Annotated in this window: 22 protein-coding genes; 7 read left to right on the top strand and 15 right to left on the bottom strand. The window is 45.6% G+C overall.

All coding sequences use genetic code 11. From position 1 onward, the window contains the following. Positions 1-429: 429 nt before the first annotated feature. A complete protein-coding gene (locus tag NSQ20_RS03995) occupies positions 430-1,311 on the bottom strand; it encodes a diacylglycerol kinase (RefSeq protein WP_076253820.1) in 882 nt (293 codons plus the stop codon). 525 nt (positions 1,312-1,836) lie between these two features. On the opposite strand from NSQ20_RS03995, the gene NSQ20_RS03990 reads away from it, so the two are divergent. After that, positions 1,837-2,553: an NPP1 family protein gene (locus NSQ20_RS03990; RefSeq protein WP_340031851.1), complete on the top strand. Its 717-nt coding sequence runs from the start codon at positions 1,837-1,839 to the stop codon at positions 2,551-2,553. A gap of 181 nt (positions 2,554-2,734) precedes the next feature. On the opposite strand, the gene NSQ20_RS03985 is transcribed toward NSQ20_RS03990, so the two are convergent. Next, a complete protein-coding gene (locus NSQ20_RS03985) occupies positions 2,735-3,151 on the bottom strand; it encodes a DUF4395 domain-containing protein (RefSeq protein ID WP_338590858.1) in 417 nt (138 codons plus the stop codon). 71 nt (positions 3,152-3,222) lie between these two features. Next, the gene (locus NSQ20_RS03980; RefSeq protein ID WP_076253823.1) at positions 3,223-4,149 is read right to left on the bottom strand and encodes a 2-dehydropantoate 2-reductase N-terminal domain-containing protein; all 927 of its coding nucleotides are present in this window, start codon (positions 4,147-4,149) and stop codon (positions 3,223-3,225) included. 168 nt (positions 4,150-4,317) lie between these two features. On the opposite strand from NSQ20_RS03980, the gene NSQ20_RS03975 reads away from it, so the two are divergent. Continuing rightward, the gene (locus NSQ20_RS03975; RefSeq protein ID WP_036606049.1) at positions 4,318-4,887 is read left to right on the top strand and encodes a TetR/AcrR family transcriptional regulator; all 570 of its coding nucleotides are present in this window, start codon (positions 4,318-4,320) and stop codon (positions 4,885-4,887) included. Positions 4,888-5,032: 145 nt separating this feature from the next. On the opposite strand, the gene NSQ20_RS03970 is transcribed toward NSQ20_RS03975, so the two are convergent. Together NSQ20_RS03970 and NSQ20_RS03965 are read right to left on the bottom strand one after the other, a co-directional pair. Continuing rightward, complete coding sequence (locus NSQ20_RS03970) at positions 5,033-5,818, bottom strand: CbiX/SirB N-terminal domain-containing protein (RefSeq protein WP_340031850.1); 786 nt, start codon at positions 5,816-5,818, stop codon at positions 5,033-5,035. A 1-nt stretch (position 5,819) separates the two neighbouring features. After that, positions 5,820-6,110, bottom strand: coding sequence for a YerC/YecD family TrpR-related protein (locus NSQ20_RS03965; RefSeq protein ID WP_017690665.1), 291 nt, complete (start codon positions 6,108-6,110; stop codon positions 5,820-5,822). A gap of 446 nt (positions 6,111-6,556) precedes the next feature. Here NSQ20_RS03965 and NSQ20_RS03960 point away from each other — a divergent pair, with 446 nt between their 5' ends. Next, positions 6,557-7,198, top strand: coding sequence for a hypothetical protein (locus NSQ20_RS03960; protein WP_340031849.1), 642 nt, complete (start codon positions 6,557-6,559; stop codon positions 7,196-7,198). A 133-nt stretch (positions 7,199-7,331) separates the two neighbouring features. Continuing rightward, a complete protein-coding gene (locus tag NSQ20_RS03955; RefSeq protein ID WP_338707752.1) occupies positions 7,332-8,420 on the top strand; it encodes a DNA alkylation repair protein in 1,089 nt (362 codons plus the stop codon). Positions 8,421-8,815: 395 nt separating this feature from the next. Here NSQ20_RS03955 and NSQ20_RS03950 read toward each other — a convergent pair whose 3' ends face one another. The 5 genes from NSQ20_RS03950 to NSQ20_RS03930 all read right to left on the bottom strand — a co-directional run bounded on the left by NSQ20_RS03950 (position 8,816) and on the right by NSQ20_RS03930 (position 13,730). Further along, on the bottom strand, positions 8,816-9,277 hold the full coding sequence (locus NSQ20_RS03950) for a DIP1984 family protein (protein ID WP_036668384.1): 462 nt from the start codon (positions 9,275-9,277) through the stop codon (positions 8,816-8,818). 128 nt (positions 9,278-9,405) lie between these two features. Next, positions 9,406-10,365 (bottom strand): magnesium/cobalt transporter CorA, encoded by a 960-nt coding sequence (corA, locus tag NSQ20_RS03945; protein WP_036668386.1) that lies wholly within the window; start codon positions 10,363-10,365, stop codon positions 9,406-9,408. 349 nt (positions 10,366-10,714) lie between these two features. Continuing rightward, a complete protein-coding gene (locus NSQ20_RS03940) occupies positions 10,715-11,704 on the bottom strand; it encodes an inorganic phosphate transporter (protein WP_036606054.1) in 990 nt (329 codons plus the stop codon). A gap of 14 nt (positions 11,705-11,718) precedes the next feature. After that, a complete protein-coding gene (locus tag NSQ20_RS03935) occupies positions 11,719-12,339 on the bottom strand; it encodes a DUF47 family protein (protein ID WP_017690670.1) in 621 nt (206 codons plus the stop codon). A 317-nt stretch (positions 12,340-12,656) separates the two neighbouring features. After that, complete coding sequence (locus tag NSQ20_RS03930) at positions 12,657-13,730, bottom strand: DUF3048 domain-containing protein (protein WP_340019217.1); 1,074 nt, start codon at positions 13,728-13,730, stop codon at positions 12,657-12,659. 337 nt (positions 13,731-14,067) lie between these two features. Here NSQ20_RS03930 and NSQ20_RS03925 point away from each other — a divergent pair, with 337 nt between their 5' ends. Together NSQ20_RS03925 and NSQ20_RS03920 are read left to right on the top strand one after the other, a co-directional pair. Continuing rightward, positions 14,068-14,610: a DoxX family protein gene (locus tag NSQ20_RS03925; protein ID WP_036606056.1), complete on the top strand. Its 543-nt coding sequence runs from the start codon at positions 14,068-14,070 to the stop codon at positions 14,608-14,610. Between the two features lie 155 nt (positions 14,611-14,765). Next, the gene (locus tag NSQ20_RS03920; protein WP_017690673.1) at positions 14,766-14,978 is read left to right on the top strand and encodes a hypothetical protein; all 213 of its coding nucleotides are present in this window, start codon (positions 14,766-14,768) and stop codon (positions 14,976-14,978) included. A 172-nt stretch (positions 14,979-15,150) separates the two neighbouring features. Here NSQ20_RS03920 and NSQ20_RS03915 read toward each other — a convergent pair whose 3' ends face one another. The 3 genes from NSQ20_RS03915 to NSQ20_RS03905 form a co-directional block, all read right to left on the bottom strand. Further along, complete coding sequence (locus NSQ20_RS03915; protein ID WP_017690674.1) at positions 15,151-15,936, bottom strand: class III extradiol ring-cleavage dioxygenase; 786 nt, start codon at positions 15,934-15,936, stop codon at positions 15,151-15,153. Positions 15,937-16,038: 102 nt separating this feature from the next. Further along, entirely contained in the window at positions 16,039-16,869 is an 831-nt protein-coding gene (locus NSQ20_RS03910) for an alpha/beta fold hydrolase (protein WP_036606057.1), read from the bottom strand. Between the two features lie 253 nt (positions 16,870-17,122). Then, positions 17,123-17,356, bottom strand: a complete 234-nt coding sequence (locus tag NSQ20_RS03905; protein ID WP_047840502.1) for a hypothetical protein — start codon at positions 17,354-17,356, stop codon at positions 17,123-17,125. Positions 17,357-17,768: 412 nt separating this feature from the next. On the opposite strand from NSQ20_RS03905, the gene NSQ20_RS03900 reads away from it, so the two are divergent. Beyond that, positions 17,769-18,581: a DUF1129 family protein gene (locus NSQ20_RS03900; protein ID WP_340031848.1), complete on the top strand. Its 813-nt coding sequence runs from the start codon at positions 17,769-17,771 to the stop codon at positions 18,579-18,581. 26 nt (positions 18,582-18,607) lie between these two features. On the opposite strand, the gene NSQ20_RS03895 is transcribed toward NSQ20_RS03900, so the two are convergent. Together NSQ20_RS03895 and NSQ20_RS03890 are read right to left on the bottom strand one after the other, a co-directional pair. Further along, positions 18,608-19,513 (bottom strand): AraC family transcriptional regulator, encoded by a 906-nt coding sequence (locus tag NSQ20_RS03895; protein WP_340027605.1) that lies wholly within the window; start codon positions 19,511-19,513, stop codon positions 18,608-18,610. A 451-nt stretch (positions 19,514-19,964) separates the two neighbouring features. Further along, a complete protein-coding gene (locus tag NSQ20_RS03890; protein ID WP_340031847.1) occupies positions 19,965-23,099 on the bottom strand; it encodes a copper amine oxidase N-terminal domain-containing protein in 3,135 nt (1,044 codons plus the stop codon). Between the last annotated feature and the right edge of the window lie 38 nt (positions 23,100-23,137).

The following is a 23,137-nucleotide window of genomic DNA, read 5'->3' as shown; positions in this document are numbered from 1 at the left end:
CGACCTTTTTCGGTCATTTCTCCAAAATAACGACGCTGAGATTCGTTATTTTCGCAAATTCGGCGATTTCGCCATATTAAGGCTTTCTGAGTTCGTTAGCCGCCAGCCGGCACTCGACCAAACTGTTACATTCAGCACGGTGTACCACCATCGCAGTACCATCGAACTAGACCAGCACTTTAACCTTCACTGTTCAATATTCACTGTTCACGTTAACTCAATCACCACAATGTGCCCTGTATCAGCTTAACGCATGGTGACCACATGAGATTATACGCGATCCCACCGTACACAGCAACTGGAAAATACACTTCGATCTCACCTTAAGGCAGAGCTAAATCCAACTCTCCTCACCACTTGTGTGATGCTGTGCAACGACTACTATGCCATCATTGTTTTCCGCAAGCTGCGAACATTCTCCGCCCAAGTTTAACGATACAACATCAAGTGATGACGCAAATTCGTAAACGTAGCTGGCAATGTGCCACCCAACTCTCCATCGAGGTTCAATTGTACATATCCCGGGGACGTAACTTCCATATGACTCGTCTGGAAATGAACCACTTTCTTGTCGTTCAGATGCTCCCCACGCAGCGCGAGCGTTACGAGGCGAATCATATCAGCCAGATTACATTTGCGGACACCGATCACATCGAACAGACCATCATCAATAGTTGCACCTGGAGCCAACTTCTCAAATCCCCCGACCGAATTGGTATTGGCGATGAGGAATAACATGAATTCATCATGGATCTCTTCCTGACCGTCGGCACGAATAATCAGCTCCTGTGGAGACAGGCTCGCCATTTTCTCAATACCCTTCATATAATAGGCCAGTTGCCCAATCATCGTTTTCAGACGACTCGGTACTTCATAGGTCAGTTCAGTCAATGATCCGCCACCGGCAATGTTGATAAAATATTTATCATTCGCTTTGCCCAGATCGAGCGGACGAAGTTGCTGGTTAATGACCAGATCCACGTAATCTTCCCACTGTCTCGGAATGCCCAGTGCACGCGCAAAATCATTCGTTGTTCCCAAAGGAAACACACCCAGCGGAGGACGGTTCTCCCGCTCAGCCATACCGTTAATCACTTCATACAACGTGCCATCGCCACCAGCAGCAATAATCATGTCATAACCGCGCTCAATCGCAATTTCAGCTTCCCGGGTTGCGTCACCTTCACCCGTTGTTGCGTGACATGAAGCTTCAATACCACCTTGATCCAAACGCTGCAAAATATCAGCCAAACGTTTCTTCATTTCTTCCCGGCCTGAGGTCGGATTATATATTAAGCGAGCTTTTTTCATCTCATACGCCACCTATTCCACATTATCCATGAGTCTAAACGACCTCATATTCTTACGTTGCATCAGTCCACAAAAGGGCATATTTTTTACACAATAATGAACTTCCGTTAATGTTGCTCTAATCTTTCGTCTTACCTATATCTATGCATCAGGAATTCCGTCTCATTCCAAAGCCTTTAACTCCTATCATATCATCAAATGTAAAGATGTCCTAGCCTGTAATCCATAAGTATATTTTTTCATATAGGCACCTACTAATCCATCCATTACCCAATAAACCTCACGCACCGATCCTGAATCTTCCCCACTACCTTTTATGTAAAATAGTTTCATTAATCAACCATTCTGCCCGCTTGGACAGGAATTAGTCTTCGATTTCGATGATCTTTATATGATTATGACATAGATATGCTACAAATTTACAAATCTTAAGATGAAAAGATAAATAACATAAACCTTTTTCCAATATAGTTTTAGTGAACCCTCGACTTAACACTACATCATACCCTTGAAGGAGATGTGTAAATGAAAAAAATCATGTTAATGCTCCTGGTCTTTCTTATGGCATGTATTCCTTGGGTCACCGTTGTTGAAGCAGCAGAAATCAATCATGATCAGGTTGTCGGATTTCAGGAAGTCTCACCAGTCACCGTAATGCAACAAGCAGCCAAGCGTTTTCAGCCGTTTTTGAAGGTCTATCATGGTTGTGTGCCTTTTCCCGCAGTGGATCAACAGGGCAATACCAGCGCTGGCTTGAATACGTCCGGGTCATCGAATGGGAACTGTAGCTCAAATACAGGGCAGATCTACTCCCGCTCCGCATGGCACAATGGGGTGTGGGCTATCATGTATTCGTGGTATTTCCCCAAAGACTCCCCTTCCTCTGGACTCGGCCATCGTCATGATTGGGAAGGAATCGTCGTGTGGGTCGATAATCCGGCAGCTGCCAATTCCAAAATCCTCTCTATCGCATATTCCGGTCACGGCCAGTTTACCAAAGTTACACCGAGCAATACCAATACACAAGGTAACCATCCGTTGATTTCCTATAATAGTACCTGGCCGCTGAACCATGAGCTCGGGGTCACCAACGCTGTTGGTGGAACTCAGCCTTTAATCGGATGGGACGATCTGACTTCTGCGGCAAGAAATGCACTCAACACGACAAACTTCGGTAGCGCCAACGTGCCTTTCAACGATAACAATTTTACCAACAATTTAAATAAGGCCTGGTTCAGATAAAAAAAATCCCCTTCAAGTGGCAGCTCACTTGAGGGGGATTTCATTATAATGCGATCGTATCCCGATCGCCATATAGGTCCAGCTAAAAGCTTGCCGCAAGAAAGCTCCTCGGAACATGACTCGTCTTTATCCTTACTCGAAGAATAAGTTATTCTGTCATCGTATCGCTCATCAGATAACCTCAAAATCCGATTTTTCTGCCTGCACGCAGCTGTTTATACCAGAAATAGACGGTGCAGCCTACACAATAACCCAGCAGTGCCGCGCTTGCAGCCGCGAGAAGCATGACGGAGAATACATAACCTGCGGCTACCCAGCCAAGCGAGAACGAGATGAGTGCCAGAGACAGGAAGAGCACGGCCAGAATATTGTTGAATCGCTGCAGCTCCACCGCCTGCGTCTCTGTACCTTTACCAGTCAACACAGCTTTCCCAATCTGCACAAACAGATTAAGCTTGCCACTGGAAGCCAGACCAACCACCTGAATGCTCCAGAGCGCTCCCAGAACTACAATTGGATTGAACACAAACGAGAGTAAAACAAACAATACAATACCGACCTGATTTGCTTTCACATAACGCATGGGCACTTCCCGCATCTGTATATCTCCTTATCCCCATTTTATTAGTTGGTTTTATTGTAGTCGGTATTGGGTTAATGAGCAACACTTCATTTAAGGATAGTAAAATCTCTTTTCAGCACGTCCCAATGGGGAGTCGGGATGCCTGTTGTCTTTTTCCAATCGGTAAATGCATTATTTAACGCCTCAATCTCTCCAAAAGAACCCGCGACCAGCTTATGAACCGGAAGCATGCTATAGATCTTCAACAGAAGGTACAACATCCGTTGATGCTTGCGGATCATTTTAGCCTGAATCTCCGGTATAATCGTTATGCCCATAGCCTCAAGTACGCTAAAGCCTTCATCCATCGCCCCAATCATATGTTGGATTTGCTTTCTATTCCCGTCCAACTTGATCAACTCACGCTCCTCATTAAAACTCACCGCATTAAGCATCAGAATGGGGATGATATGGCTTTTCAGCCAGGCATCAATATCGCTCAGAACATTTAACTTGTATTTCACATGTTGGAAAGCTTGGTCCAGCAAAGGTTTAAAGCCTATCTCTCCGTCCAGACTGCCGATTACCATTTGTCCGCTGCCTCCACCGACCGATAACATGCGGTCCTTTTCCCGCTTCCCTGCACTCACATGAAATCCAAACGCGACCTGTTTTGCTACCCTGCTGTTTTCCTCCAAAAAGTTTTGCATGCTTCGTGCATCTGCGTTGTTTCCCACAATCACAATATTGCTGCTCTGATTGTCTGCCAGAATAGGTAACACTGAAGGAAAATCGTTATACTTCATGACAACAAAAATCAGATCATATTGGTCATCCACTTCCAACGTTCTGGCTACCCGAACCTGATCAACTGTCGTTTTGAATTGAAAAAAATGCCGGATGACGAGTCCATCCTTCTCCAGCTCCTCTGCCCGCTTCCCTCTGGCCAGAATGGTGACTTCATTGCCGCCGCGCACCAGAACATGCGCCAGTTGACTGCCCAAAACCCCCGCACCATACACTAATATCTTCATTGGTTATCCCTCAATTTCATAGTTTATAAATAATCGTTGTTTTATCAACATTTGTTGATAAAATAAGAGTAACAAAGCACCTACTGTGCTTCAATCGTTAAAATATCCGTTTTTGTTGAATAATCAACGAATGATTCCTTATTGTTGAAAACCATCATAGGAGGGACCATGGACAGACGAGTACTCAAGACACGAAAGGCAATAATTGAAGCTTTTGTGGGGTTACTGGAGGAACAGGATTTTGAGCAAATTACGATAAACGATATTGCTGATCGGGCTAATGTAAACCGAGGAACCATCTATTTGCATTACGCTGACAAGTTCGACCTGTTGGATCAATGCATTGAGACCTATTTGCAGCGGTTGTTGGATGCCTGTATGATCGAAAGCCCTACTACAACACCCGTTACGGCCAAGGATGCGTTGCTCCGAACCTTCAGTTATCTGGAACAGCATGCCTCTACCTATACCACACTTCTAACTAAAAAAGGTATTCCAGCGTTCCGTAGTAAGTTGATGACATTGTTGGTCCAGGGAGTGGAGGAACAGATGGATGCCTGTGGCATCCAGGAAGGTATGAAAAAAGAGATCACCATACAGTTTCTTGCTTCCGCTGCTGTGGGCCTCCTGGAGTGGTGGATTATGAATTCCATGCCTTATCCGGCCGAGGAGATCGTTGACCAATTAATAAATTTACTGGAGCTACATCTGCAATTGCACGCACCCATTAATGGATAACCCAATCTCTTTCAAGTGATCTACAACAAACAAAAACCACGTCCTTCGACGTGGTTTGATTGTTTATGAAGCTATGGAGTTCAAATCAATTGATGCGACATTACTGCGAGCGATGTGGTCACACACCTATGCCAAAGCAATCACTTCAAGAAGAAGCTTTAACTTCATTACATCTCTCCAGCAAAATCTGGATCTGGCGCTCCAGCCACTGCCCAAGCAATGGATGTGGCAACAGTGTCTCACCGCTGTACACATAGTTCAGTTCCTGCAGCCGATCCGGGATAACCTTCCTCGTGAAATAACCGGCACTCAAAAACAGCGGCGCCACAATGACTCGGTTCCCCCGCTCTTCGCTCCAGTACTTCACTTTGTCGTACACACTCTCCGGATTCAGCAATGCATAATCCGTATGGGCTACACCACTAACTTCCTGCACAAGCTCTGCAAGGGAAGAAATTCCAGCTTCCCAACGCTCGCGAAAACCATCATGAATACTCCCATGGCCTACAAGCAGGATCGTTTCCTCCTCCGGTTGCTGCGACAGTAATCGGACTTTGTCCCACACCATCACAGCAATATCCGGATCGCTATCCATTGGATAACCGAAGTGAACCCGAGCCTTCACATCGAACGGTTCCAGATCCGTTTCGCGATCAGGTGTTTCCTTTGCACCAATGGCATATTCAATTTCATCCACATGTGTACTCCCGGACGAAACAAATAGAGGTACGACCAGAATATCGGTTACGCCTTGTGCTTCCAGTCGGTCGATACCGTCCTGGATCAGGCGTCCTTCCACAAGTTCAAGAAAACCGGCTTCAACCGGTAATGGAACAGGCAGATTCAACCGGGAGATCGCGTCATCGACGGATTCCACCCAGGTCTGCTCCTGTGAACCGTGACTGATGATGAGTACACCCGGCTTCTTCATGTTAGCGTCCCAGGCGTTCCAGCGTCATTTTATAACCATCATTACCGTAATTCAGGCAGCGTTTCACACGTGAAATTGTAGCTGTACTCGCACCTGTCTCTGCTTCAATCTGGTTATACGTATTGCCTTTACCCAACATACGAGCCACTTCCAGCCGCTGGGACATGGATTGGATCTCGTTAACTGTGCAGAGGTCATCAAAGAAAACATAACACTCTTCAATATCTTTTAGCGTCAAAATAGCCTCGAATAGTTGTTCAATGCTTTTATCATTTAGCTTTTTCAGCTGCATTTCATCATCATCCCCTAGCGGTTACTGTGTACCTACATTGTACTCACCCTGAGTTGGTATTTCAAGCGTTACCGATTTCACGCACTACAGAATAAAAATACATGTTACCGCTTACAAAAGGTACTATTGTCCTCCCCTCGTGTACATCGGGCGAAATTTCCGCGCTTTTTCCCAGTTTTCACCTGTATATATCCGATTACTTATGTAGGATTTCAATCCTCCTAAATGTTACAATTTTGTGTCTAAACTTCATTTTACTCTTCGTGAACCTGCCATCTTACATGCGCCCAAATCCGCAAATATCCCGTTTTCCGGGATACCCGCCTACGCCGTCTCTCCGCGAATGACATACAGTATAACAAAAGGGAGTTCCACAAGGGTCTATGATGTACATCTGTCATGCAACTCATGGAACGCAATTCCGAAATCCAATAGAAGGAACGTGATTGTTCATGCCACAGCATTATTATCACCGCCAGCCAGCACCAGGGCAGCGTCCGTCTTCTCATGCTCATCGGCAGGCACATACTTCTGCCTATATGCCGCCCGGTGTGGTTCCGAGGTCTTTAAATGAAACTCAGATTCAACCGATGTATCCTGGAGTAGAGCCCCATTACCCGGGCTTTGGTGAAGTCGAAGCTTCTGCAGTCGTACCCTATGGGCAAGGTGTGGCTGGCGGGAACTTTTATGGAGGTGCAGCTCAGGTTCTTCCCCCAGCTCCGGTACCGGCGCCTGCTACTGGCAGTTCCGGCTTTTCATTAGCCAACATCGGTGAGTTAAAAGGAATGATCGACCGCTTCGGCGGTATTGATGGAATCATGACTGGAATAGGCAAAATGCAAAAGGTCGTCGGTGGTATCCAGCAGATGGCTCCGATGATGAAACTTGTTATGGGCATTCTGCCTTTTGGAAAAGGAAAAACGGATAGCAGCGCGGCCGATGCAGACTATGAAGAATATAAGCCGTCCCGCAAACGCAAAAACAAACGTCGGAACAAAGCAACGAATGTTCCACGTCGCCGTAATACGACTCCAACCCGTCGCAAATCCAATTCCACGAAGCGCCGTCCCAAAAGTCACAAAGGTTAAGAAGATTCAGGCACCCCCTTACAGAAGGCGGGTGCCTTAACACCGTCCATCCGTATACAAATAAATTCCAGGAACTTACGTTCTTATTTCTGTAATTTGAGGTATACTGGATAGTAACTAAAGGAGGCGGACCATGGAACTTATCAAAGATAAATACACTCCCGCATTAATCGATCGGACCGGCGAACAGATGCGTCAATTCTACCCTAAGCTGGATACACAGCAATTTCATGAATTGGTTTTCGCCGAAGGCTGGGAACAGTTGGAATTCAAAGCGCGCATTCGCAGAATCACACTGGCTTTGACCCAGGTACTGCCGGACAATTATGAGGAAGCATTACATATTATCGAACAAGCCGCCCCGACGATGAGAGGCGTTGAATATCTGTTTGTACCGGATTTTATCGAAGTGAACGGACTTGACCCAGAGGATTACGAGTTATCCATGAAGTATCTGACCCTCTTCACACCTTATTCCAGCTCGGAGTTCGCGGTACGCCCGTTTATTGAACATTATCCAATCCAAACGATGAAACATATGATGGCGTGGGCAGAGAGCAACAACGAGCATATCCGCAGACTTGCCAGTGAGGGCAGCCGGCCACGTTTGCCATGGGGTGCGAAACTCCAGAACTTTATCACTGATCCAACACCTGTACTTCCGATTCTGCATGCATTGAAACAGGACGAGTCCCTCTATGTTCGCAAAAGTGTCGCCAATCATCTGAATGACATCTCCAAGGACCACCCTGAACTGGTTATGGATCTGGCCACGACCTGGTACGGACAACATGCACACACAGACTGGATTGTCCGGCATGCCAGCAGGTCATTACTGAAGAAAGGACATCGCAAAGCACTGAGTCTTTTTGGTTATAACGAGCAGGATTCGATTCACATTGAGCAGCTTCAGCTTGTCCAAGATACGATTAGCATTGGCGAGGATCTTCATTTTTCGTTTGATGTCGTTAACGAGAGCGGCGAGTCCCAGATGCTGCGAATTGAATATGAGATGGGTTATATGAAGGCAAATGGCAAGCAGGCCCCCAAACGGTTCAAATGCTCCGATAAAATGTACCCGACAGGCAGAACCAAGGTAGCCACTAAACAATCGTTCAAAGTCATCACAACGAGAAAATATTATGCCGGTCTGCATACGCTTACCATTCTTGTGAATGGCAAAGAAGCAGCTACAACTTCTTTTGTTCTTGAAATGGAGTAAAAGGAAGTCATCATAAGTTATACACAGCTTGTTGAAGCGGAATAGTTATTCACATGTGGATACATTTTTTTCAAAACTTCTAATAGAAGAATCAGAAAGGCCACCTGGCAAACATCATCTCCCGACATTTATTACTGCCCGAGATCATGGCCCAGTGGCCTTCTTCATATGTAGTTCAAACTGCAATTCCCCTTACCCACCCTCACCGCTATCCAAAGACCTGCATATGGTCGTAACAATTAGAAAGATACACGATACATCCATGCTGCGCATTCTTGTAACAATATTGGGCTAAATGATGATATGGGTTAGACATGGCCCAGCGTCTACCAGGTTTCCAACTTCCCGTTGGTGGGTTATGCTCGCTTCATTTGGATAGGGTTACCGACGCAGTTTTATTCCTCGATTAAGTCTATGGTCCAGTTCTTCTCCTGAATTTTAAAATCCAGTTCCCGGTAGGATTTCGAAAGGCTATCCACTTTTTGTTGAATATCTGCTATGTTCACGGTTCGCTCATACTTCACTTCAGAACGACTGTACCGATCCTGGCGAATGGACGCATTCTGCAAAACCTCGTTAAACGATGCTCTTTCTTGCATGATTCCATCCCGCTCTGCAAGGGCATCTGCAAGCGTAACTCCAGCTGTGAAGTCAGTCTGTGCATTGGTCTTATTAATTTTCTTAACCAATACCGTCAGGCTCCGGATCGTATTCTCCAGGTCAATCATAAGCAACTGTGGGTCCTCTGCTGGCTGTTCACCTTCCTGAACTTTAACTACGCGTTCCAGACGTTGCTTGAGCTGAGCTATCTTCTTCTGCTCATCTGCACGCAGTACAAGAGCCTCTGCCAATCTCATCGTATCCCATCCTTCCACAATGATATGTATGGATAATTCATCCAGAATCTATTCACATATCGTTATATTTTACCTGTGGATACACGTTATTACAAGTTTATGTTACTAACATCTGATTACACTCGTTCTCACTTAAACCAGCCCCGTTTTACAAACCAGGCCACCATGCTTCCACCAAGCACAAACATCAACAGCAACACAGCCCCATACCCAAACTTCCATTGAAGCTCAGGCATATAGGCAAAGTTCATGCCATAAATACCCGCGATCAGTGTGAGCGGCATAAATACAGTCGTAATCACCGTGAGTGTCTTCATGATCTGATTCATCCGGTTGGAGTTCAGGGAAATATAACTATCGCGCAGGTCAGCAGTCATCTCCCGATCGGCTTCAATCATATCCGTCAGCTTCAATAAATGGTCATAGATATCGGTAAAATAAGCCGTATGTTCGCCTGTTCGCTGTACATGCTGGGAATTGACCACCCGATAGAGCAGATCCCGCATCGGTACTACCGTTCGTCTGAGCTTCAGCAATCGAGTCCGCAGATCAAACACCTGGTTCATCAAGTCTTCAACTGACTCCTGTCCACCCCGGTTCTCCAGTTCAGCCAGTTCATCCTCAATGGCAAATAGAGACGGAAAATAATGATCGACCAGCTTGTCCATCACCGTATAGGCTGCTGCCACCGGACCTCGCGCCCAGATGGTTCGTTCATGTGCATGGTGCAACAAGCGTTCCCACGCTTCATCCACTTCCTCCAATACGCCATGATGAAAAGACACTAGGAAGTTTGATCCGAGAAACAAGTCAACCTCCTCGGCTTCCAGTGTGGACGGGTTCAGTGCATGCAGCACAAGAAACTGCAGATTATCATAATAATCAAGCTTTGGCCGCTGCAAGACATGCAGACAGTCCTCAATAGCTAAAGGGTGAAAATGAAAATATGTATCCAGCAAACGACTTTCCTCTTCCGTTGGCTGGTTAAAATCGGCCCATACCCAGGCGTAATCGTTCAGATCCAGCTGTGTAAGTGGTACGTTAACGGAGACTTGATGTTCTCGTGTAATGGCGAGTGTACGAATCATAAATTAGACCACGTCCTTGTCCTGTATCTTTACGTCATTGTACAACTTTAACCATAGGTACGTCTCCCACGTGTCCAAAATATCCACAGACGCATTCAAACTCGACAACAAAAAAAGCCAACCCTGTTGGCTTCTCTCATTTCCCTATCCACAGTTCCCTGTATCCACAGGAATATCTTCTTTTGGTTTATCATTCCACGGATGGCTATCCACATATCCAGCCTGTCCACACGTTCATGCACAGGCGTCTCTTGATTTTGGTTGTATAATTGTCCACATATCCCGATATTCACACAGTTATGAACAGATGGTCTGGTAACCCCGAATTCGTTCGGGATAACTTCTCTTTTTAGAAAATAATCCAGTAGAGCAATCCTGCCAGTCCCGCAGTAATCGGAATCGTAATGAACCACGTAATAATGATACGTCCAGCAAGTCCCCATTTCACCGCAGAGAAACGTTTCGCGGAACCCACACCCAGAATAGCTGAGGTGATCGCGTGCGTTGTACTAACTGGAAGGTGAAGCAACGTTGCTGTGAAAATAACGGAAGCAGCTGAAATATCCGCAGCAAAACCATTAATCGGTTCAATTTTAAAGATTTTGGTACCCATCGTTTTGATGATTTTCCAACCACCGATGGACGTACCCAGAGCCATCGCTGTTGCCGCTGAAATTTTAACCCACAGCGGAACATCCAGATTATCCTGCACACCTGCTGCAACCAGAGCAAAGGTAATAATACCCATCGCTTTCTGTGCATCATTCGTACCATGCGTGAATGCTTGCAGTGCTGCCGTGAAAATCTGTACCGTACGGAAACCTTTGTTCACGTTATGCGGACTGCGTTTGGCGAAAATATATTTGAGAATCGTCATGACCACATAACCGATGGCAAACGCGATCAGAGGTGATAATAGCAAACCTCCAACGATATCAATGAATCCGCTCCATTTCACTTTATCAGATCCTGCGCCAACGAGCACGGCACCTGCAAGGGCTCCAATAAGTGCATGTGATGAGGAAGACGGAATACCAAACCACCATGTAACCAGGTTCCAGATAATCGCTGATATCAAGGTGACTATGACGACCTCTATTCCGTTATCCAGCGTGGTGGGGTCGGTCACACTCCCCCCAATCGTCTTCGCAACACCTGTGAACATCATCGCACCGACAAAGTTCATCACCGCTGCCATAAGAATAGCTCGACGCGGCGTCAGTGCTCGGGTTGAGACCGAAGTCGCAATGGCATTGGCCGTGTCATGAAAACCGTTGATGAAGTCAAACGCCAGTGCAAGGAAGACGACTATACCCAATACCCAAATCGTTGTTTCCATTATTCTCTGGCTCCTTAAGAATTACGCATAATGATGGATTCAAGCACGTTCGCTACGTCTTCACAAGCATCCGTTGTTGTCTCAAGACGTTCGTAAATTTCCTTACGCTTGATCAGTTCAATCGGATCAGACACGGTAGCGAAGAGATGTTTGATACACATGCGCAGCACTTCATCGCCTTGGTTTTCCAGATCATTCAAACGAATGGTATACTCACGGATCGCGAGCAATTTTTTCTGGGACAGCAGATGGATCGCCTTCTGAATTTCGTAAGCCGATTGGCGCAAAATTTCAGCAAACTGTATGACGAACTCATCATCTGGATCTGTCAGTTGGTACATATAGAAACGGGAAGCCGTTGCTTCGAGTCCGTCCAATACGTCATCAAGTGTTGTTGTCAGCTCCATAATATCATCGCGTTCAATCGGCGTGATAAATGTTTTGTTGAGTTCTGTAATGATCGTATGCACGTAATCATCACATTTCGACTCGTACTTCTTCATTTCATTAGCAAAAAGAGTCACATCCTGAAGGTTGGAAACATGCTGGGAGAAATAATCTGCCGCTTGAACAACCGTATCTGCCATATTCTCCAGTGTCTCAAAAAATATATCCTTCTTCTTCTTAAGCTTCATAGCTCTATCCCCTTTACGAGAAAAATTGCCGACAACCGATGAAACATGAAATGACAACCTTTGATATCTTATCATATTTGTTTCATGGTTTGTACAAAAGGTGTGATCCTTTTTTATATTCTTATCACATTAATCTGAAATGAATCTTAATTATTTGGAATAATGGTAAATTCAAGTCAAGATTTTACACTGCGTTTACAATTCGACATCAAAATTCAAAATCGACACGATTCTACTTTTCACGCTAAGGACAAATATAATGCCTTTTCGACGACAAAATGAATACATGTTTCATTGTTTTCTTTCATTACATCCTTTTATTGCTGCGCAGCCAGCTTCACATGACTGGAAAATTCCGGTTGATTGGGAACAATGCTGATAAAGGTTTTACCCGGTACAAGAGCAACTTCACTGCCACCTTGAACAAACCGGATAATATCCCCCTGCTTCTTCACCCACTGCCCACGAATCATCTTGCCCTTCTGAAAAAGCATGGCTTCCCCGCCCTGTTCCAAATTAACGGACAACCGACCTACATTATCGAGCACCTTGTGATCTGCACCTGCCACAATGATGTTTGCTGCACCAAGTTGAGTCCCATTATCCAGATCCTGATCTGCCTTGCCATTCACCATTCTCATATATCGTCCGCTAACTTCATCATAATCATACGTCACCCGGTAACTATCCAATAAATAATGGATATCAAATTGCTTCACTGCCTCTCCTGCGGATGTCGCGCCTTCTTCGTTATAATTGTATACCGGCGACTTGAAATCATGGCTGTAACCCTTGATGTCTGACCCTTCTCTCAGCTTGTCCGCTGAAGTATACAGATTATGTGGGGCTTTACGATCCGAGGAACGCCAGAAGTAAGGTCCACCATTCGAGATTTCATCCATATGCTGTTTCTGCTGCCTTTGCAAAATGGAATACGCCTCCGGACTGCCTCCGGCGTGAACAAGTACCCCATCATAACTCTCGCCGAGCTCAATTAGATATGGACGTATACTGCGAACGGGTCCAACCGTCTCCGCACCGCCTCCACTCTGGAAGATGGCTATGAAACGGGTAATGCCTCCCTCAGCGAGAACTTCAAGAATGATATCGGCTGAACTTAGACCCGATTGGGGCCGAGCTGCGGGTGCATTATTAATCATTACGGCGAGTGGTCGACGCGTAATCGCTTCATCTACAGGCATACCCGTCAGAGGTGCTGTATAGAGAGACGTGTTGGTTTCCTCCACGTGTTCTTCTTGTACAGGTGCAGGTGTCGGTTCTGGCTGAACTGGCATCTGCGCCACCTCCTGGTTTTGGCAGGCAACAAGACTTAATGAGAGAATAAACAGAGATGCAGCCGATGCTGCTTTGTTCCATTTAAAAAGCTTCAATATAGGACCTCCTGAACGATATGGCCTGGTTCTAAGTTGTGATATATGTCTCATGTGGGCAACCATTTCACGTATTTCTTTCCATTTAATCACACCCCATCCGATTTGTCTGCGCCTAGAAGGCCTTGATACAGCTTGAAATTCACATTTGAAACAGCGATTTGCGAGAAAAATATGTCCTAAATGTGAACTTCTCAAACCTTACTTAAAATTTGAACTAGATTGTGATTTTAATCACAAACAAAACAACTTTTGAACTATACAATAAAGACATCAAAGGTGATCACTTAGAAAAACAAAAACAACACACACTAGATTCCATGAAGGAGTGGTTCATATGTTCAGCACAAACCAATGGCTTAGAGAAAACAAAGTAGCAATGTGGATTTTGACAGTACTTCGGGTGTATATCGGTTATGATTGGATGACTCACGGATGGAGCAAATTGACTGGCGGATTCCAAGCTGGCGGGTTCTTGGCCGGTGCGGTAGAAAAAGCAACAGGTGATCATCCAGCAGTTCAAGCATGGTGGGCAACGTTCCTTGAGAAATTCGCAGTACCAAACGCAGGACTGTTCGACTTCGTTATCCCATTGGGTGAATTCCTTGTAGGTTTGGGTCTCATCCTCGGTTGCTTCACTACACTAGCAGCACTGATGGCTATGGTCATGAACTTCGCGTTCCTCTTCTCGGGAACAGTAAGCACGAATGCTCAACTGGTTGTAATGGAAATCTTCCTTGTCGTTGCTGGTGCAAATGCAGGTAAAATCGGTCTGGATCACTGGGTACTGCCTTACCTTCGCGGATTGTTCACTCGTAACAACAAAGGAAATCTTCCTAAAGACACACCAACGATTAGCCCTACTCAAAAAACAGCTTAAGCAATCATTCATAGAATTCTCGGCCCTGCTCCCAATCCCCCTGGAGAGCAGGGCTTTTTACTTTTCAAAATCAGCCTGAATGCCTGACTGACTTGCCCATCCACAGAAAATCGTATTATGATGAAATAAAGTTGAACTTCAAAGGAGTACACGATATGCCGACCCAGCGACGTCTCGAGACCGATGCGGACTTCCAGGAAGCCATGAATATGAAGTATAAGGTTCGAGTTTTTAAAGATAATCACCAGATTGACTCCGGTGGCATCATTATCCGTTTTGACAGCAACACCGTAGTGGTACAATCCAGTGTTAGTGAGCTCGCTTATCATTCGCGTACAGACTGTGAATTGTTCGAAATCCGCAAATAAAGATCTATTGCATGAATAAGTCCTCGTATTGAAAAAAGGTTACTGTAGCCCTTCAAGGGTGTACAGTAACCTTCTTTTGTTTATATATTGTAATTGTATGCATTAATACACGTTATGTTATCCGTACGAAACTGGCTTCAAGCACCATAATCAGGCTGTTGTCTGTTCCAAGTTACACGCCGTCTCCAAACTGCCAGCAGTTCAAACTGAGCGTTCCGTAAGGGTAAGACTGGAATAGACGCTTCGCTGATCGGGACATATCCGCTGTACCCATGGCATAGAACAAAGGTGCAATGTGTTCTGTACCATACGACGGAACCGCCGTACGTGCATGAGGGGCTTTTTTCTCATATTGAAACAGTTCTCTTGTGTTCCACTGCTGCAAGCGCTCCCCAATCCAGTTATCAAATTCAACCGCCCACTCTTGCGGTTCATCCGTATTGCCCAGCAATCGCAAATTGTGAACCGTTCCACCGCTGCCAATGATTAACACATCATCATGACGTAGCTGTTCCAGCATTCGGCCAATATCATACTGTTCCTGCGGCGTACGCAGCGAGTCTACAGATACAGCAATCACAGGTATGTTAGCCTCGGGATACATATGGAGCAACGGTACCCATACGCCATGATCCAGCCCTCGGCCTCGAATCGGCTGATGTGCCAGATTGCTGCGGGTGAACAAAGCACATATCTCGTTCGCTAAATCTGGCTGCCCAGATGCAGGGTATTCCATCGTATACATCGTAGAAGGAAATCCGTAAAAATCATGCAAGGTCTGATGTGTATCATCCATCGTCACGGACGGTTCAGGACAATCCCAATGCGCCGTAAATACGACAATGGCTTTCGGAGCCGGCAGCCTGTCTCCAAGCTGGTTCAAGAAGTGAGTGTAGTCATTGCTCTCCACCGCCAGAGCGGGAGAACCATGCGCAATGAAAAGTGCGGGTAATGTCATTGCTGCCAACCTCCAGACACGGATAGAATGCTTACTCCTCTATTTTACCCTTAAGAAGGCGCTTTTCCAAGCGGACATCCCAAACAGTTGTAATCCTGCCACTTATATCATCCAGTGCTGCCAATCCTGCTCGATCTTCTGACGTTCGCCAAGCCACTCTCTGGTACGCGTAATTAGCTGTTCCCGCTCTTTACCTGAAGAGAAGGTGTGATCGCCCTGGAAGATGATCTCCTTGTCACAGCGGCCCTCTTGGCGCATCCAGAATACCTTTTGATACAGGAATGCGTAGTCTACAGGAATAATCTCATCTGACGTGCCATGTACGACGAGTACATCTCCGCTAAACTTAACTGCTTCTTGGAATGGCTGTTGTTCAGCAAGAGACTCGAAAAACGTCGGTGTGAATTTGTATCCCAGATAATCAGCCGCACCCAGTTTCACGCCTTCATCGTATACTTCCCGTCCCGTAATCTTCACGATATCATTGAATGGATAACCCACGGAGGACCACATAACCAGGTTTTTGACACGTTTGTCACGTACAGCAGTTAGTAATGCAACGGCACCACCCAGACTATGACCAATCAGCGTAACACGCGTAGGATCTACATCACTGCAATTCACCGCGTAATCCAGCACCGAACGGGTCTGCAGCACCATGGATTCCAGTCCCTCCGCTCCGTACTCCCCACTGCTCTCTCCGCAACCGATATAATCGAAACGCAAGACCAGATAACCGTCTTCAGCCAGCTCCCGTGCAGTCTTTACAAACAAACGATCCACGCCAATCCGGCTACCAACGAAGCCGTGGCAGATGACCGCCAGAGGGACTCGCTGCTGACTCTTCTCCTCCTTGATATCTTTCACAACCGGATAATGAATCGTGGCTGTTAATTCTTCCTGTCCATGACGGATACTGATCTGACGTTCCATACCGATTTCCCCTTTCCACGCTTAGCCTGTTGAGCTTTATTTATTAAATATATATAATCCGATAAGTTTAGTGTGTATTAAGATGTTATTCATATATTATCATCCCGTAACCTTCAAGTCAACGTAAGTAAAAACCTTTCTACGTCGACTACCAATCTACATTTTATCGGATAATAAGCACAAAAAAATGAGCCACGCTGATGACAGCTGGCCCGGATATCATTTGGAATTCAAATCAAGTGTTACAGGATCGTTATTCGTAGCTTCTACGGAACATCTCGTGGGTCTCCACCCGTCCATTCCACTCATGCTCATGACCCGAATCACTATTGTCCCAGAAACTTCTTCCCTTCAAATTGCCATCTGTCAGTTCTTCTGCATACTCCGTATCCTCCAGGTTCTCTTCAAAGGATACAACCTCGTCCACGACTCCACGGGAGTTGCTGTTCAGTAGCAGCTTCCGCGTCAATTCTGTTTGTTTATCCATAACAAGCACACTCCAATCTTGGATTTCTGTTGGAAATGCTACTATTGTGATGGAATCGGCTGCTCTTTATGCATACTTCACACAATCGTTAGATCTGTGAGGCGTGAGGGTATTTTTTCACATGAACGGGGGAAAATAAACGAACAAACATAGGCAGCATATGCCTCGGAATCCTTCTGCCGAAAGGAATGAATTCATGGAACATCTACTGGAATGGATTCAACATCACGGTAAACTGGTACTGTTATGCACCTGTGTTATACTGGCCTGTGTATGGATATGGGTCCACCATGAGCAGCTTTTTTATAAGGAATGACTTTGCGAAACGAGAGCCCTTCCCGTATACTAAAATACCGTCAGGGTCTTCAGTCCATTGGAAGATCAGAACGTGTGTAGACAGGGGGAGCAATCATTGGGGATTTCCTATAAGAAGCTTAAAGAAATACAGAATCGGCAAATAACTGAGATGAGTCGAATGACACCTGAACATGTGAAACTGTATGACGAGATCAGCACAATTGCGCGTCATGCGCCAGCGGACGAGAGAACACAGGAAGAGTGGATACTCTCCGCCGGAAAAGCAATCGTACAGGCTCAGCGGGATAACAAATCTGCTCGCGAGTTATACGGACCTGATCTGGAACAAGACATCCATGCACAACTCGGGATTACAAATACAGCACCGGAGAAGACGGCTGCCGTTGAGGTGGGTAAATCCAGCCCAACCCGTGTTAATAGTCCAACAGCCTCATCAAAAAAGAATGCCAACGCTGTAGAACCACAGCCAACTGAGAATCCAGAGCGTGTGAAACGGACACCAATGTGGTATGCCATGATCGCTTGGGCGGCTTTGTCTTTTGTCATGTTGATTCAAGGATGTGTGGGATTGTTCGTGGGTTGGACTGGCGGAGATACGGAGCCGTTCCAACACATCAGTCTGTTCTCTCTGATCGTTGCGGCAGTTGGCGGTATTGCATTGGTGGAGATGCTTCGCCGCCTTGCTGAGCGACCGGACGATGAAGGAGCGGACAAGAACACCGTACCTAAGGTTAACCTTAAGGGAATCATCATCTACATCGTCATCGTGGTCCTTGTGCTCTTTGTAGGGTATCCACTGCGTGATAAACTTCCGGTATTTGCACTGGCTCCGTGGGTGAGTGCAGTGATCGGAGTTGTGGGACTTGCAACGGTAAGGCCTTTATTTGGACAAAAGAAAACAGCATAACACGTTATATAAGCGATTAAGGGGCCTCACGAATTCGTGAGGTCTTTTTCCATTTGGAGCTGGTTCCGATGTTTGATTCCTTTGCCCGGTGTCTCTCCAAACTCCCGCTTGAACATACGGATAAAATAGTTCACTTCCATCCCTATGGTCTCTGCCGCCTCTCGTACACTTGCTCCTGGATGCTTGTCCATCCAGTCCGAAGCCTTCTGCAAACGTAATCGTTGCATATATTGATGTCCTGTCACGTCATAATGCTGGTGAAATAATCGGTTGAGATGCTGCACCGAATAACCAACTGCGTCAGCGATGTGCTTCAATAACAGGTCATCCTGGTAGTGCGTATGCATCAATGCTACTGCTCGGATGAGTGCATCCTTGCTCGGATCGGTCTCCCGATTAGAGTGTTTTACAGCTACGTCACGGGGCATCCCTGATCCAACACCTCCAATACCGACATCAGATGGAATTTTCGATTGTGCTATATCTAAAATAAGCTGGTAGATAAGGGCTGATGTGTTCCACATCTCCGTTGCTCCTCGATCCAACGCGTGCCAGAGATTGGTCATGCGTGACCAGATGATTTCAAAACCAGAGATATGGCACGGCTCGTTCTGAAGCAAACCCGTGGATTGTAGTACCGATCCAGCCGATGTACCGCCAATACCGATATAACCCAGTTCTCCTTTGGCTTTGGAATGAGGCACATACTCATGCGCAACCTCGGGTTCCACGATGAATAACTGCCCTGCTCCCATCGTCCATGTCCCTTTTCCCGTTATCTTGAACTGCCCTTCACCACCGCGTGACAAAAACAACTGATACACCGGAAATCCATCCGGTCTATGCAGAACTTTCTCTTCCTGTGTCCCCACACAATACAGGTACAGCGGCAACCGGGAATCCGGCAGGCCTGTCAAACGAAATGCAAGCATTCCATCATTCCTTTCGGCTCATAGGCTTCTACATAAGGTGAACTAAAGAAATTTACACTGGCCACTCCGTTTCATGTAAATGTTAGTTCAATCTATATAGAAATCTTTCCTTTATTATCCATTATTTGTTCCCGATGTAACAATGGTCTTAGGCACCTTTTTGACGACAAGATTTTCAAAATGGAAATAAAAAAACTCCCCTTCTCTTTTGGAAAGGGAGTTAGCGTGTTACTTTACTGAATAATAAATGTTCTTCTGATAATGGCCGTTCCGGTCACGGATCGTTCCTTCGATCGCTGTTGTCTCCAAATTTCTTCATTCACCTTTAAAAGGTCGAAATTCGGAGACTAAGGCGAACGCTAACGCTTCTTCAAAATCCTTCCGTGCCCTTCACTAACTGTATCAGATATCCAGATGTTCCATGCATCCAAACATTAAATCTTGATCATTTTTATGGAGTTTCTCCAGCAGATGCTTGCGCACCAGTACCATTGTCGGTTCCAGAAGATACTAGCGTGATAGGAAAATTAAATACATTTGACCTGTTGTTTGTATATTTTGCAGGATCATTAACTACGGATACTACCCTGATTTTATAATCTCCTGAACCGAGAACAACTCCATCTGAATCCATTGAATTACTGGTAATTTCAATCTTTGCTGTTGAAGGATTGTTAGCCCCACTAATTACACTCCCTACTGGGCTGCCCAGACCGCTATCGATTGTGGTACTCCTTTCCTTAACGATGTATATATCATAGCGTTCAATTCCAGCTTCGTTTTTAGGTTTTGTGAAACTAACATTAATTACAGATGCACTTGCAGATGCACTTGCAGATGCTTCCAGAGCTGTTACGCTATCAACAGTCGTTGGTGCCTGTTTTTTTGCTTTAATTATGAAAGGAGTCGACGTAGTTATATTTGATTCTCTTTTACCATCAGATGATTCGGATAAAATAACAACCTTGTATGTTCCAGCTTTGATCTCGTCACCATTACTATCGGATAAAGAAATAGGAAGTTCTGTAACTGTACTTGCAGAAACATCGAGTGAATTGCTGGATTTCGCCGTTTTTTTGGCCGCATTTAGATCGAAAGTTGTAGATGCAGGTACTACCATTAACACATAACGTCCAATGGCTTGATCAGGGACTGGTTTTGTATATGTCACTTTTACATCGGTAGCATTACCTGCAGCTTGCTCTTCTTTCTTAACATCAACATCAGTGATTGCGACTTTCCCAACTTCACTAGTTACAGACAACCAAACATCATAATAGACCGTAGATAGAGCATTCGAAATAGTACCGGTATTGCTCACCGCCAGTACAAATATACGATAGTCTTCATCATTTCGAATATTTGCGCCATCAGTCGTTCTTGCATTATTTAAAGTCAAAGTGTAGTTTCCGCTTCCTCCAGTTTTACTCTGGGGAATAAAATTAGGATTCCGATTCGCTTCTGCCAGATCAAATCCACTTACATTCGTTTTCTTTACCACGAATACACGGTAGTGATGAACATTAGTCTCATTCGCCGATCTATTAAACGTCACACTTATGTCGCTACCATTGCCACTATCACCAATATCCTTTGCTGTAATGCTTGTTGGAGCAGTCAATACAGCAGTTTTGGATAATGTGATTAATGCTGAATAACTTGATATTGCGTTTTGGCTAGCGTTCCCACTGTTGCTCACCGATACAACAAAGACACGATAACTAACACCTTCTTGGACTTTAGAACCGCTTGTATCATATGCATTCGGAAGCGTAACTGACAAGTTACCACCCGTTTTGTTCACCTGCGTATAGTAGTTCGACGCATTAGCTGCACTTAGTGTGAAGTTGCCCGCATTACCGGAGCGAACAACGTATACTCGATATCCAGAGATTCTGGACTCATCCGCGGCCTTGTTGAACGAAACCCGTAGATCACGACCATCACCGTTGTCACCAATATCCGCAACAGCCAGGTTGCTAATGACTCCCGCGTTACCGGTCGTTGTCAGTCTCAGAGCTGTGGAGGAAGCTGACAGCGCATTCGTGTATCCATTTTGCTGATTGCCCACCGCCATCACAAAGATGCGATAATCTTGCAGATTCGTTACATTATAACCACTTGTGTCCTTCATGGATGAAGGTAATGTCGTTGTAATGTTGTTGCCTATTTTATTCACCGTATAGTACAGACTGGAGGACAGGTTACTCGCCGTTGTCAGATTAAAGTTGCTGGCAACCGAGTTACGCACCACAAAGACGCGATAATTCGCCACCTTGGACTCATCTGATGAACGGTTGAAACTCACCTGAATGTCACGACCATCTCCATAATCCGAGTTATCCTTCACCTGCGTAATTACTGGAGACGTTGCTGTGTTCACGGACAACGTAAGTGAAGATGATGCTGCGGACAGCTTGCTGTCTGTTGTTGTATTAGTGCTTACCGACAAGATGTAGACCACATACGCTGTGCCACTTTTAATCATTTCGCCAGACGTATCCCGTGTCGAAGAAGTCAGCTGGCTTTTCACTGCGGTACTGTTTCCTTTGTATATGATCGTGGAGTTTGCACTGGACACTTTATTCGCTGTAGCCAGATTGAACGCAGAAGAGTCCTTCGCTTTGACTACAAAAGCACGATAATACGTAATGTTCGATGTCGTGCTCGGCTGCGTGAAGTTAATCTCCAGATCGCGGCCATCGCCATAGTCACTAATATCTGCGGCACGCAGACTTGTAACCGCCTGTACTGTGGATTTCACATTATTGAGCTTCAATGCTTGGGAAGACCAGTTCAATGCATTTTTATAATTATTGCTGCTGTTACCAACAGTCAGTACATACAGACGATAAGTTTCATTACTATTGAGCAAATCCCCGTTTACGTCACGTGTCTGTGCATTAAGTGTCAGTTTCGGGTTGCTGCCATTCGGTGTAACAGATGTATAGTTTGCTGAAGGTACGGCAGTTGCTGAGGACTCCGTAAAGCTATTCACATCGCGAGTTTTTACCAGCATAATCCGGTAAGCAGATACCGCCTTCTCTGAAGTTGGACGTGTGAAGCTCACGGTCAAGTCACGACCATCTCCGTTACTTCCGGATACCGAACCATAGATGTTCCATGCAGCATATTGTGTCTCATCCACTGGAGGTGTTGCCGTTGTCTTGATATCTACACGCTGATTGCGTGAGTTCCAGAAAACTTTTTCTCCAAAAGCTTCACTGACAAAACGAATTGGAACCATCGTGTTGCCCTTAATCGTGTTTGCAGGTACATCCAGCGATATCGCTTCCCCGTTGATGTATGCCGTTTTGGAACCAAGTTTCAAAGTAACTTCCTGATCATCGCGAGTTGCAACAATCGTTTTGGTTCTGTTCGTGTATTGTACCTTCGCATCCAATCCTTCAAAAATCGACCGAAGCGGAACGAGTACGCGTCCACCTTTCATGACAGGTGCCTGAGCAGATGATAACTCTGCATCATTGATGTATATGCTGATTCTCGCGGCTGCATCCATAACCGACGTTGGAAGTGCGGACATCAGCATCGCCGATACAGCCAGCGCTGACATTACCTTCTTCACTTGTTTTCCTCCCGCTTTCCTCATATCCCATATCCCCA

This window comes from Paenibacillus sp. FSL K6-1122, from assembly GCF_037977015.1.
Lineage (GTDB): Bacteria > Bacillota > Bacilli > Paenibacillales > Paenibacillaceae > Paenibacillus > Paenibacillus amylolyticus.
Note: the sequence above shows the minus strand (reverse complement) of the source record. Positions and strands in the feature narration are given on the sequence as shown.